The sequence below is a fragment of the Candidatus Fukatsuia endosymbiont of Tuberolachnus salignus genome, from assembly GCF_964030845.1.
GTDB classification, from domain to species: domain Bacteria; phylum Pseudomonadota; class Gammaproteobacteria; order Enterobacterales; family Enterobacteriaceae; genus Fukatsuia; species Fukatsuia symbiotica.
The window spans coordinates 2,174,255-2,188,304 of sequence record NZ_OZ034983.1; the positions used below are offsets into that span (position 1 = coordinate 2,174,255).

The 14,050-nt window shown below is 44.1% G+C and carries 9 protein-coding genes and 1 pseudogene; 5 read left to right on the forward strand and 5 right to left on the reverse strand.

The window, feature by feature from the left end:
- The first annotated feature begins 6 nt into the window (after positions 1–6).
- Positions 7–135, forward strand: a complete 129-nt coding sequence (locus AAHH42_RS10660; RefSeq protein WP_275887655.1) for a hypothetical protein — start codon at positions 7–9, stop codon at positions 133–135.
- A 43-nt stretch (positions 136–178) separates the two neighbouring features.
- Here AAHH42_RS10660 and ubiE read toward each other — a convergent pair whose 3' ends face one another.
- The 5 genes from ubiE to AAHH42_RS10685 form a co-directional block, all read right to left on the reverse strand.
- Positions 179–934: a bifunctional demethylmenaquinone methyltransferase/2-methoxy-6-polyprenyl-1,4-benzoquinol methylase UbiE gene (gene ubiE / locus AAHH42_RS10665; RefSeq protein WP_342221096.1), complete on the reverse strand. Its 756-nt coding sequence runs from the start codon at positions 932–934 to the stop codon at positions 179–181.
- A 190-nt stretch (positions 935–1,124) separates the two neighbouring features.
- Positions 1,125–2,123 carry a tetraacyldisaccharide 4'-kinase gene (lpxK, locus tag AAHH42_RS10670; protein WP_342221097.1) on the reverse strand — a complete coding sequence of 333 codons (999 nt, stop codon included), beginning with the start codon at positions 2,121–2,123 and terminating at the stop codon, positions 1,125–1,127.
- Complete coding sequence (gene msbA / locus AAHH42_RS10675) at positions 2,120–3,868, reverse strand: lipid A ABC transporter ATP-binding protein/permease MsbA (protein WP_342221098.1); 1,749 nt, start codon at positions 3,866–3,868, stop codon at positions 2,120–2,122. Before msbA ends, lpxK begins: the two co-directional genes overlap by 4 nt.
- Before the next feature lie 77 nt (positions 3,869–3,945).
- Positions 3,946–6,219 (reverse strand): ComEC family protein, encoded by a 2,274-nt coding sequence (locus AAHH42_RS10680; protein WP_342221099.1) that lies wholly within the window; start codon positions 6,217–6,219, stop codon positions 3,946–3,948.
- Between the two features lie 607 nt (positions 6,220–6,826).
- A complete protein-coding gene (locus tag AAHH42_RS10685) occupies positions 6,827–9,388 on the reverse strand; it encodes a class I adenylate cyclase (RefSeq protein ID WP_072550151.1) in 2,562 nt (853 codons plus the stop codon).
- A gap of 558 nt (positions 9,389–9,946) precedes the next feature.
- Here AAHH42_RS10685 and hemC point away from each other — a divergent pair.
- The 4 genes and pseudogenes from hemC to AAHH42_RS10705 all read left to right on the forward strand — a co-directional run.
- Positions 9,947–10,888, forward strand: coding sequence for a hydroxymethylbilane synthase (gene hemC, locus AAHH42_RS10690; protein ID WP_072550150.1), 942 nt, complete (start codon positions 9,947–9,949; stop codon positions 10,886–10,888).
- A gap of 45 nt (positions 10,889–10,933) precedes the next feature.
- Positions 10,934–11,683, forward strand: coding sequence for a uroporphyrinogen-III synthase (hemD, locus tag AAHH42_RS10695; RefSeq protein ID WP_072550185.1), 750 nt, complete (start codon positions 10,934–10,936; stop codon positions 11,681–11,683).
- Between the two features lie 201 nt (positions 11,684–11,884).
- Positions 11,885–13,024, forward strand: a complete 1,140-nt coding sequence (gene hemX / locus AAHH42_RS10700; RefSeq protein ID WP_072550149.1) for a uroporphyrinogen-III C-methyltransferase — start codon at positions 11,885–11,887, stop codon at positions 13,022–13,024.
- 2 nt (positions 13,025–13,026) lie between these two features.
- Positions 13,027–14,028, forward strand: a pseudogene (locus AAHH42_RS10705) (heme biosynthesis HemY N-terminal domain-containing protein); the annotation flags it as partial.
- Between the last annotated feature and the right edge of the window lie 22 nt (positions 14,029–14,050).

A 14,050-nucleotide genomic window follows, 5' to 3' on the forward strand; every position in this document is an offset into this window, starting at 1 on the left:
CACCTTATGAAGCCTGTTCCAAATCTTCTTGAGCGACGCTCAGACGAAGAAAAAATGCGCGAAAAAGCGCAGTTTACCCTTTGTATACAACAAGAGGGAGTCAATGAGCATTTTGAACGTGTTTTTGACGAATGACTTGACCAAAATACGGCGAACACAAGAGATTTCGAACAGGTCCTCAAAACTTGAAACCCCGATGCAATGCAACAATACCACCGGTTAAATTGGAATAGGTAACGTTTTCAAAGCCAGCATCACTGATCATATCCTTAAGTGTTTCCTGATCGGGATGCATACGGATAGACTCGGCTAAATAACGATAACTTTCAGCATCCTGAGCCACAATTTTGCCAATTTTAGGCAAGATATGGAATGAGTATGCATCATAAATCTTGCTGACTGGCTCAAAAAGAGGTTTTGAGAATTCTAAAATCAACAGACGACCTCCAGGTTTGAGTACGCGAAACATAGAACGTAATGCTTTCTCTTTTTCGGTTACATTGCGCAGGCCAAAAGAGAGAGTGATACAGTCAAAATAATTATCTGGAAAAGGCAAGGTTTCGGCATTAGCTTGAACATAGCTGACATTAGCAATGATGCCTTTGTTACGTAGTTTCTCACGACCGACCCGCAGCATGGATTCATTGATATCCGCTAGTACAACTTGGCCCTGAATGCCCACCAATCGCGAGAACCTGGCGGTCAAATCACCGGTACCTCCAGCCAAATCCAATACCTTTTGACCCGGCCGTACACCGCTACTATCTACGGTAAAACGCTTCCAGAGCCGATGGACTCCAAATGACATTAAATCATTCATCAGATCGTATTTGGCAGCAACAGAATGAAAAATTTCTGCCACCATACCTGTTTTTTTTTCTTTGGCGACGGTGCGAAAACCAAAATCAGTGGTTTCTTTTTCTTGATCTGTCATGTTTTACCTGCTTCGAATAGGTTCTTCGGGATAATAGACTTCTTGCAAAACCGTCGTTTGTTATGCGAAGTCAAGGCGCTTTACGCGCAGTAACTGCGTGGTACATGTAACTACATGAGGATTGTAAGCACCAGGTAACGCAGAATTCGTAGTACGTATTTGCAAACACATAGTAGGTTTTGCAAGAAGTCTAATGTTGAGATCTTGTTTCTCGGTTGCATAATGATCCAATGGTCGTCAATAGCTTTTCTGCCTGAGGTGAGGCTAATTGTGCATCAACTGGCAGATACCACCAATATGGCTTTGCAAATGCACGGCATTTTACCGCATCTTTTTCAGTCATCAGCAAGGATTGTTGCTGGTTGGCAAGTGGTAACAATTGTTCCAACGAATAATTTTGATGATCAGCAAAGTGATATTCTTTTTGCACAGTCACACCCAGTTGTTTCAGTGTCAAGAAAAACCGTGGCGGATGACCAATACCTGCCATGGCGATAACCTGTATCAATTTTTGAGCAGGTCTTTGCTCTCCCGTCACCAGATTGACTACCTGAGAGGCTTGCAATTGCATAGGGATTTCCTCTGGTCCCGCATAACCACCATTAATAATGATGGCATTCACTGAAGCGAGCCGCCCTGCACGTTCACGCATCGGACCAGCAGGTAACCACCAACCGTTACCAAAACGGTGCAGCGCATCAATCACAACCAGTTCAAAATCTCTCTGGAGTGCATAATGTTGTAGACCATCGTCCGTTATCACCAAATCTAACGGGTATGCCCTGAGCAAGGCCTGAACCGCTGCAGAACGGTTAGGCGACACAGCGACGGGTACGCCAGTACGTTGAAAAATCAGTACAGGTTCATCGCCGGCTTGTTCAGTGGTGGTCTGCATTGTGAGTATTAACGGATAACTTGCCGCTTTACCGCCGTAACCACGTGCAACCACTCCGATCCGTAGCCCACGTTTCCGTAGTTGTTCTACTAACCAGATAACTACTGGCGTTTTGCCGTTACCTCCTACGGTAAGGTTGCCTACCACCACGATGGGTACCGGTGAGCGCCAGCTGGTACGCCAACCTCGCAGGTAACTCACGCGAATCAACCAGGTTACTAATCCATATAACCAGGATAAGGGTAGCAGTAACAAATAGAGATGTGATCGACCAGACCAGATACGCTGCATCATTGGCTAAATTGCATACGGTTAAGTTGAGCATAAGCGCCTTGTTTCGCTAACAGTTCACTATGTTCACCTCGTTCGATAATATAGCCATCTTCTATTACTAAGATTTCATCCGCTTTTTCAATCGTAGATAAGCGATGTGCGATCACTAATGAAGTGCGATTTTTTTGTAATGTTTCGAGAGCGGCCTGAATGGCACGTTCAGATTCAGCATCTAATGCTGAGGTCGCTTCATCGAGGATCAAAATAGGACAGTCACGTAGCAGAGCACGTGCAATCGCGATACGTTGACGCTGTCCTCCAGATAACATTACACCATTTTCGCCAATCAAAGTATCGAATCCGTTCTCCATTTTATCAATAAAATCAGTAGCATAAGCCATTCGTGCTGCTTCCTCTATCTCCTCACGACTGTATTGCTGATTTCTAGCATAGGCAATATTATTAGCGACCGTATCATTAAATAAATGTACATTCTGTGAGACTAATGCAATCTGATTACGCAGTGATCGCAGTTTATAATCACGTAAATCATGCTGATCGATCGAAATGTTACCTTGATCGACATCGTAGAAACGAGTAAGAAGATTAGCAATAGTCGATTTGCCTGAGCCGGAGCGTCCAACCAGTGCCACTATTTTCCCTGCCTGAATATGTATATTAATATCGTTTAATACTGGGGCTTCTTTTCCTGGGTAAGAAAAGCTGACATTACGAAACTCAATATCTCCATTCACCCGAGTCACTTCTAATTTACCTTGATCTTTTTCTTGCCGAGTATCGAGAATGGAGAACAGGGTTTGGCAAGCTGCCATGCCACGCTGAAATTGAGAATTGATATTGGTCAATGATTTTAGCGGACGCATCAACGCTATCATGGAAGCAAATACTACGGTAATAGTGCCAGCGGTCAGGGTTTCCATCACGCTGGGGAAACTCGCTGCGTACAATACAAAAGCGAGCGCAAAAGAAGCAATTAACTGAATAATAGGATCAGAGATCGACGAGGCAGAAACCAAGCGCATTCCTTGTTGCCGCATTTGGTTACTAACCGTATCAAAACGCTCGGTTTCCGTTTTTTGTCCACCGAAAACCAAGACTTCTTTGTGTCCTTTTAGCATTTGCTCTGCGCTGGTGGTCACTTGCCCCATGGTGTTTTGCATATTTTTACTGATATCACGGAAGCGTTTAGATATCATGCGGATTGCCAGTGAAACAATAGGGGCAATAACGATCAGAATTAATGACAATTGCCAGCTGTAATAAAACATCATAATAAACAGCCCGATGATAGAGGCACCTTCCCTAACGACTGTAATCAATGCACTGGAAGAAGAGGACGCGACCTGTTCCGAATCGTAGGTGATACGAGAAAGTAGCATTCCCGTAGACTGCTGATCGAAAAATGAAACCGGCATACCCATCATATGGCTAAATAGACGACGGCGCATATGCATCACCACTTTACCAGAAACCCATGCAATACAATAAGTTGAAATAAATCCCGTTATACCTCGTACTAGCATCAGACCAATAATAGCCAACGGCATCCACATCAAAATTGAACTATCTGCTTTGCCAAAACCGTCATCTAGCAGTGGTTTAAGCAATGACAACATAAAAGTATCACTGGCCGCGTTAAGGATTAATGCTATCGCCGCGGTGATGAGACCGGTTTTAAAAGGAGCGATCATCGGCCAGAGGCGCCGGAAAGTCTGCCATGTGGAGAGATCTTTATCATTTATCATTAAAGCTTAGCCCAAAAAAAATTTGACGAAGTATCAGCAAGCACAAGAGATTTCGAACAGGTTCTAAGAGGCCCATTCTACTCATAATGTTCTCTAACACCAAACCACTGGTGGTACCAACGGGGCATTAATTGCTCGCGATAACCACTTATACGCCACTTATCATCGAAGAAAAACAGACTGAGTTGCCCAGAAACGGAGGTATCACGCCAGATAATGTTATTTTTCCTGTAGCGAAGGACAATTTTTCTTGCTGGCAATCGCCATGGGCTGTAACGTGCTACAGATGCAAAGGCTAATTCGGGTTTCACTGCGCGTAAAAATGGTGGTGTAGATGAAGTTTGGCTACCATGATGAGGAACCTGTAAAATGGTTGAAGTCAGTTTATTACCGAGTTCTTGTACTAGCTGATATTCTCCACTTTTTTCCAAATCACCGGTCAATAAGATGCTGTGTTTACCATCGTTAATACGGACAACACAAGAGTCATCATTTTTACCTCTCTGCATCAGATCATGCGGCCAAAGTACTTCAAAATGCAAACCCTGCCATTGCCAGTTATCTCCTTGTCGGCAAGGGATAAATTGTTGCCGTTGTGATCCGTTTATAGCCGGAAAAAAGGGAGCACGTATCATCGCCTGCGGGAAGGCAGCCATGAGTTCAGACAAGCCACCACTATGATCCTTATGATCATGGCTGATGATAATTTGTTCTACATTAAGGGCGTGCCAACTAAGATAGGGCAATATTGCTCTTGATGCCATGCTACCGGTTTTCCAACGCATTCCTGTATCGAATATTATCGCTTTGCCGTGGCGTTCAATTATCACAGCCAAACCATGCCCAACATCTAACATATCAACTCGCCAGCGATACTCCTGAGGACGGTAGGAAAATAGCCACAGAACAAGGCATAGTGTTAGCACTGCAATTGTGTGACTACGCCACCATTGAAAACGCCAAATAATCACTGCCAACCATCCACTACAGCTGATTAATACCGCATTTTTGCCAACGGTGAGCCAGCTTTTTTGTAGTACATTCAAAGGAAAAAATACCACACTAATAGACAAATCCGCGAGATACCATAACCACGATGTTATCACCGGGATAAAACTCGTTACTAACGCCATTAAAACTATTGGCACGGTGATGAAAGATATGATCGGCACTGCCCACAAATTGGCGACCAAAGAGGAAATGTTCAGACCATGAAATAAGCCAACTTGTAACGGCATCAGCAATAACATCATGCCTAATTGCAAATGCAGCCAACGTCGTGCCAATCCGCGCCAACTTTTTTGTTGGTTCAATGTTAGTGGCATCCAGTACCACCAAAAAATGAGTGCGGCTACGGCTAAACAGGATAACCAAAAACTGTCTGATAATACTGCCAACGGATCGGTGATGAGTATCAGACTGAGTGTCCATATCCAAACCTGCCATGCACTGGATAGGATACCGAAACGGCGTAATGCTAGCCATAGTGTTAACGCTAGTGCTGCTCTTAATGTAGGAGGACTCGCGCCCGCCAGCCAAACATAAGATATCGCTAGCAACCATGAAAACAGCAGAGGAAAACCCAAGCCTATCCAATGAACTGGAAAAGAAAATTGCAATGCCCTGGCAAGTAATGCACCGAAGAGTGCTGCAATAGCAATGTGCAGTCCTGAAATAGCCATCAGATGAGCTGTGCCTGTTTGCCGCAATTGTTGCCAATTTTGTTGATTAAGCAAAGCTCGTTCACCAAATGCCAACGCTAATAAAATGGCTCGATGGTCATAGGTGCTAATTTGCTGCTGAATCATAGTGACAATTTTTTGACGTAAATTACAGCTATTATCAATCGGCTCAGCACTGATGATCTTCCCTGACAGTGGTTGTCGATTCGCTATTGCCCAACGTTGGCTATCAAATCCTCCCTGATTAAGTAAACTATGTGTGGGGCGCATGCGTAATTTAAATCGCCATTGCTGCCCCGCACAAAATGGTTTCAAGCCGTTCTGCCAAATTACAAATACGCCTACTGGTGGGAACAGGTATTTTCCCTCAAGTTGATTAATTGCTAATAAAACCTTCTGTTCATCATGATGAGATAGATTGATACTTTTAACCGTTGCAATGACCTGTTTATCGCCCTGAGATAAGGTATTAGTTTGCGTTAGCAAGGCGGTTCCATGCCAGCATCCCCAAAGGAAACTGATGATCGCCAAAGCAAAGTACCAGCATATCAGATTACGGCTAAGCCACAGGACTATGACCAATACTGCCAAAACCCAAAATAATCTTTGTTCTGGTAACTGCGGTAAAAGAATCAGCGGTAACATTCCGCAAACAACGGCGATTGCCATTCGATCTAATGATAGAACAATAAATAATACCTCCTCTGTTTGGTATTACATGGTGTTTATATACGATCAAGCCATACGGTTTGTAAGAACCTGTTCGAAATCTCTTGTGCTCGCCGTGTTTTGGTCAAATAATTCGTCAAAAATGCGCTCAAAATGCTCATTGACCCTATGTAAACTGTGCTTTTTCGCCCATTTTTTCCTCATCTGAGCGTCACTCAAAAAGATTTGGAACAGGCTCTCAGCACCTGTATAGCGGTACGGTGTAATTTTGATTACATAATGAATACTATTCAGTATAAATATACGACACGACTTATCTTTATGCTGTAATTAGAATAGAATCGTTCTGCTATATGAAGGAGTGGATTGAGTTTCTGATAGTGGTTGTTTTTTTGCTAGTAGCAAAATTGAATAGTTCGAGCCAGCTCGAAATTTATTTGAGTGAGTTACAAACTTATTAGACTTCTTGCAAAACTGTCGTTCGTTATGCAAAGCCGAGACATGCAGTGTACAAGCGAATGTATGGAGGATTGCGAGCACCAGGTAACGCAGAATTTGCAGTACGTCGTTTGCAGTACATAGTAGGTTTTGCAAGAAGTCTATTATCTCAGTGCAATAGACAGGGCTCAGATGCTACTGCTGGTTCTGTATGAGCCACATTGACGCACAAATGAGATAAGGCTTCACAATAGAAAGGAACGACCTGATAACCTCCGTCCAATTGTACAATCTGGTAGAATAGCGGCAAATTGAAATTAATAAAGTCAGAGCCATAGGTAAAACGATCATGGGAAGATGAATAGCAACGGCTCACATCACATACCAGCTCTTCTTTGCTTCCTTTACAACGATGATAAACCTCAACCTGGTTAAACTCATCAAGAATATAAATAGTAAAACCTGCTTGATCACCGGTGCTTTCAAAGAAAAATTGAATAATCCCTTCGCTGGCAAAACCATCAATCACGGGTGGCAAATGCACTTGATCCGCTGCCACTTTTGTCGCCAGGCCGTGTAATTTATTGCTAGAAATAGCCCGATAAAAATCAATAGCATTTTCTAATTTCTGCACTGAAACATTTAAACGCTCAAAAAATAGGCCCCAAATTTGACCCGCCACCCGTACCGCTTTAAAACGTCCTAGGTTCTGACGCGTACTAAATAAGCGTAATTCAATACATTCTGATATTAATTGCTGAATACGGGCACGAATCAAACCGCGTAAATGTTGGCTATAACAGAAAACGTTAACTGTTTCGGGGGGCGCGGCATCCTGATGCATTTTTCCTAGAATGCTTTTTAGTGCCTCTAATAGAGCCTGCTCACCACTGAAATGTAACGTGCGCACTTCATTCCATGAGTTACGGTACAGTAAATCGATACTACCGACCAAACATTGTTTCTGCTGAGAGAAATTGAATACATCAAGTTTGCGTAAATCAAAATGCTCAGCCTGATGGCCAAAAATCTCGCTGGGATCATTCTCCAAGTTAACAATAATCGCCAGATGGCGAATTTCGCACGGGCTGCACAGGGCTTTTGGTATAGGGGCAGGTAAACGTAACGGAAACTGTTGGGAAACATCCGCCACCAGCTCTTGCAATTTTACCTTATCGCATAAATTCGTACTTTTTATATGTAACTGTGTATTCGCGGTCAGTAACCCATTGAAGTACGCCCAGGCTACCAGCTTACTCAGATGGCCGTCATATTCCAGTGGTTGATGACCAACGATACTTGTTATCGAAGGGGCTTGATTATACAGATACCAACCGGCACGATTGACTCGACCAGGCAAAACCTGAATAAAAGTCAGGTGTGATTCAGATAAATCCGGCGAAATTTGCGGATTAACCAACGTGACTTTTTCCGGTAGTACTTCAAAAGCAGCGTACAGCTTACGGGTGAGAACCCCGATGTCCTGCGGGCTAGCGCTAACACTCAAGTTATTACGGCGTGCAAAACAAATAAGATAATGATAGCTTTGCATCATTGCAGCCAACAGCTCGTTATGTACTTCACGCACCTGTTCGATTTTCCAGTTGGCACGATCATCCAACATCACTAAACGTTGATCACTCCAGCCCCATTTACTCACTAGTTGATTGATAACACCCTGCCGCCAGCCGTTATTCATCCCATTATCAGCACATCTCTCGCAGATTTTTAAATAAAAACAACGGCGAACCAGATCCAGTCGGACTTTATCATCAATCTGAACAAGATAACGGGTCACACGATCGAGCATCATGTAATAGGCATCAAGACCGAAAGCAATAATTTCTTCATTGCACAGGCCGTCATGCAGGCACTGCTTACTTTCCATCGCCAGAAGCTGAGCATTAGGATATTCCCATGAATAGGCTTCCAACAATAACGTTTTCAGCACTGCCTTATAGGGGGAATCGATGCTTTTATACAATTGCCACAAAGTGGCACCAAAATATTCTTCCGCAGACAATGTACTTAAACCGCCCAAATCCAGCCATTCATTGGCAATGATCTCACCTTGCGCATACAAGGATAAAACATAATCGTCATAATGCTTTTCTTCTTCGACTGGCACCAAATTCCATAAAATACGCTTACCTGCCAAACAAACGGCACTACGATAAAATTCATCCAGTAACAAAATGTGTTGTGTAGAGCCGCAATCTTCACTGCTCAAACTCCCACAGGCTTGATGATGAAAACGATTTTCATCGATCAAAAAAAAGCTAACCTCTACTCCTTGTGTCGCTGCCCATTTTTCCAGTAAATGGCATTTTTGCTGAAGTCGGTGGCGTGCTGTCCTGTCTAACCCTGTTTGATGACAGACCCAAATATCTAAATCAGAGGTGCTGTTTTGCCCGATAGAAGAGGTACTGCCCATGGAATACATGCCAGCAATCGGTAATTCACCATGAGCCCCCTGTTGCACCGGTTCAGCGTATCCGGTAACTATCTCCGCTAAATAACGTTGTTGTATTTCATTGAGGGTAAAAAGGCAGATACCGTGGAGAGCATCATCGAGATAACCAGGCATCAAAGGATGATGATAATGCAGCAAAACAGGTAACAAATGGTAAACTCTTTGGGAGGCAGGCATCATCGCCGCCAAGGCACGATCAACCCGTAATTGGTTTATCGTATCCAGCCGTCGTTTTAGTGTCTCGATATAGGGGTACAAGACGTTTCGCCTGATTTTCCAACGCTAAGAAAAAAACTCATGTTTGAGGGATCCGCATTGAGTTTAAAGAAACATTTAACTAATTTACGTTTAACTAACTTATGTCTAATTGAGATTTATTTACGTGAAACGTGATCAATCTAACATTTTTTCTTTTAATCGTAAAGAAAGCAATGCAAACAACTTCTAAGAACTTATTCCAAATCTTCTTGAGCGATGCCCAGACGAGGAAAAACGGGCGAAAGAACGCAGTCTACTCTTTGTATACAACAAAAGGGACTCAATGAGCATTTTGAACGCGTTTTTAACGAAGTACCAGCAAGCACAAGAGATGTTGAATAGATTCGAATAAAGTATTTTGGTGGCGACGCAATGTCAGCCAGTCAATGATAGAATGGACTCTTTGCAAAATCGTAGTTCGTCCTCTTTTTATACAACAAAAGGGAATCAATGAGCATTCTGAGCGCGTTTTTGACGAATTATTTGACTCAAACACGGCGAGCACAAGAGATTTCGAACAGGTTCTCATGGTGGCAGACGGTAAAAACGGTAATAAATATGTCGAAAACAGTGATCCGTATCGCCACACGGCAAAGCCCGCTTGCAATGTGGCAAGCTTGTTATGTACAGCAGGGCTTACAATCTGCTCATCCGCATTTGCAAATAGAACTGATATCCATGATCACGCGTGGGGATATTGTTTTGGATACACCCTTGGCAAAAATAGGGGGTAAAGGATTATTCGTTAAGGAACTCGAACTAGCACTATTGCAAAATAAAGCTGATATCGCCGTTCATTCCATGAAAGACGTGCCGATCAGCTTACCAGAGGGATTAGGACTCGTGACCTTCTGTGAACGGGATGATCCACGTGATGCGTTCGTTGCTAACCATTACGAGCGGCTTGAGCAATTACCTGCTGGCAGTGTCGTCGGCACGTCGAGCCTCCGTCGTCAATGTCAAATCCGTAAACATCACCCACATCTTATTGTCCGCGATTTACGTGGTAATCTTGGTACCCGTCTCCGTAAGTTAGATAAAGGGAACTATGACGCCATTATTTTAGCTGTAGCCGGTTTGCAACGCCTTGGATTGGCGCATCGTGTCAGCTATTCACTGACTCCAGAAGAGTCACTACCTGCAGTAGGTCAGGGCGTGATTGGTATTGAATGCCGCCTGGATGACGATGAGACACGCCAGTTATTGGCACCATTAAACCATCGTCCAACTGAACTGCGAGTCTGTGCTGAACGAGCACTCAATATTCGCCTGGAAGGAGGCTGCCAATTACCCGTTGGTAGTTATGCCGAATTGAAAGGCGAGAATTTATGGCTTAGAGCGCTGATCGGAGCGCCAGACGGCAGTCAAATTATTTATGGTGAACGCCGTGGACCAGCGAGTTGCGCAGAACAAATCGGCATTGACCTGGCTGATGAATTGCTGTCACGGGGCGCGCGCGAAATCCTCGCCGCAATTTATCCAAAACCACTGTCACTATGATCTCCTAATATGACCTTGCTAACCTGGGGCGTTCCCGTTAAAACTATGTCAATACCCACCATTTTGGTAACCCGGCCTTCTCCTGCGGGTGAACAGTTAGTTAACCGGCTACGTACTCTTGGCCTAATGGCCTATCATGCACCGTTGGTTAACTTGTCACCAGGCAACGATTTAACCCGGCTACCCGTGTTGCTACAGGCTATGCAGCCAGGAGATCTGGTTTTTGTACTGTCGCAAAACGCCATTCGTTATATCCACCCGCTATTAAACAGAAATAAACTGTCATGGCCGGCTAAGCTGACTTATTATGCTATTGGTCGCAGCACAGCCTTGGCGCTACAGGCTGTCAGCCATTTACCGGTAAATTACCCGCTCAATGTTTCCACTAGCGAAGGGCTACTTGCCTTACCTGAATTACAACGAGTTAATGGTAAACAGGCACTACTTCTACGTGGCAATGGTGGACGTGCATTACTGGGTGAAACTCTTATCATTCGAGGGGCGAAAGTGAGTTATTGTGAGTGCTATCAACGCAATCCGGTTTATTATGATGCCCATAAACAAAGTGCTTACTGGCAACACGCGAGGATTAACACGCTGGTAGTGACTAGCGGCGAAATGTTACAACAACTCTATACTTTAATTCCGGCATATTATCGTTCTTTTTGGCTGCTCCACTGCCGCATGATAGTCGTCAGCGAACGCTTAGCCGCTTATGCCAACCGGTTGGGTTGGCACGATGTTCGCGTGGCCGAGGGTGCTGACAATGATGCCTTGATCCGTGAGTTACAATAGATTTCTAAGAACCTGTTCCAAATCTTCTTGAGCGACGCTCAGACGAGGAAAAACGCGCGAAAAAACGCAGTTTACAGAGGGTCAATGAGCATTTTGAGTGCGTTTTTGACGAATTACTTGACTAAAACACGGTGAGCACAAGAGATTTCGAACAGGTTCTAAGAAGCCTAGTCTAATCAACCTGACTATGGAGCACCCATTATGACGGAACAAAATACCCAATCTATCCCTATAGAAGGCACCACAACTGTAAAGGAAAAGGTGCCAAAGAAAGAGCAACAGTCAATAACACGAGAAAAACGTTCGGGGTCTTTAAACCTACTCTTACTGGGCACTGTCATCATCGTACTCGTTAGCACGTTAAGCACGGGTCTTTATTTTTATCAACAACAACAATTCCAGCAACAGCACGTCACCAATCAATCATTACGCCAAGAGTTAACTCAATTAAAACAGAGCCAAGCAGAAGACAGAAAACAGTTGGAATTGTTACTACAGCAGCACAGTAAAGCGTTAGAGACATCGAATCGTCAACAAGACTCCTTGACACGTCAACTAAACGAGTTACAGGAAAAAATCGCCTCTATTTCGAGCAGTGACGCCAAGATCTGGTTACTTGCTCAGGCGGATTTCCTTGTGAAAATGGCTGGGCGTAAACTGTGGGGGGATCAAGATATTACCAGCGCCGCTATCTTACTGAAAAGTGCTGATGCTAGCCTCGTAGATATGAATGACCCCAGTTTAATCGAAGTACGTCGCGCTATCACCGAAGATATCAACACAGTATCCATTATCAATCAGATTGATTTTGATGGCATTATTCTTAAGCTGAATCAACTGGCAAATCAGGTTGATAGCCTCCGTTTAGCCGATAATAGTACTGATAATCCACCGATGGATGAAGATAACAACGCACTCTCTGGTTCTTTATCTCAATGGCGGCAGAATTTAAATAAAAGCTGGCAGAATTTTATTACCGATTTTATTAGCATCCGGCGCCGTGATAGCAATGCCGAACCACTATTAGCGCCAAATCAGGATGTTTATTTGCGTGAGAATATCCGTGCCCGTCTGTTGATAGCAGCCCAGGCTGTTTCTCGTCATCAGGATGAAGTTTATAGACAGTCGCTCGAGACGAGTTCCACCTGGATACGGGCTTACTTTGATGCTAACGATATCAATAGCAAAACGTTTCTTGCCGAGCTTGATAATCTAAGCCAACAATCGATTTCAACGAATCTACCCGATCATTTAAGAAGCCCATCAATTTTAGAAAATTTGATGCAGACCCGTGTCCGTAATCTGCTGGCGCAAACGCCAATGCATTCTCAGGAGCACTAAACATGTTACGCATTTTGCTATTATTCCTGATCTTGCTTGCCGGGATAATACTCGGCCCTATGCTCGCTGGGCATCAGGGTTATGTATTGATTCAGACAGACAACTACAATATCGAAACCAGTGTTACTGGCATGGTCATCATGTTAGTACTGTTATTGGCAGCCTTACTGACTATCGAATGGATACTAAGGCGTATTTTTAATACCGGCTCCCGTACCCGAAGCTGGTTTATGGGACGTAGACGTCACCGCGCCAGCAAACAAATGAAAGCCGCGTTAGTCAAACTTGCTGAAGGCGATTTTAAACAGGTAGAAAAACTGCTCACACTCAATGCGGATCATGCTGAGCAACCTATGGTCAACTATTTGCTGGCAGCTGAGGCCGCTCAGCAACGTGGTGATGAACGCAGTGCTAATCAGTATTTGGAACGCGCTGCGGAAGTAGCGAATAGCGGTCAATTACCGGTAGATATCACCCGGGTGCGTATCCAACTGGCACAAGGACATATTCATGCTGCTCGTCACGGTATCGATGATTTGCTCAACCAGGCTCCGCGACATCCTGAAGTATTGCGCCTATCTGAGCAGATTTTCCTGCGTACGGGTGCCTATAGCGCATTATTGAATATCTTGCCGACGATCAGCAAAATATCACTGCACAACGAGGCCGAAATAGAGGCATTAAAACAACAGGTTTATATCGGTATGATGGATCAGTGCATGACGGAAGAAGGCAGCGAAGGACTGAAACGTTGGTGGCGATCGCTCAGCCGAAAAATTCGCCATCAAGTTCCACTGCAGGTGGCTATGGTCGAACATCTGGTCGAATGCAACGATCATCAAATCGCTCAACAAATTATTCTCGAAGGTCTTAAACGCCAATACGATGAGCGACTGATTTTGCTGATCCCACGCTTAAAATCAGAGGATATTCAGCCCTTACAGAAATTGTTGCGTCTACAGATAAAACAACAGGGCGCGACTCCGTTACTCAACAGTACATTAGACTTCTTGCAAAACCGCAGTG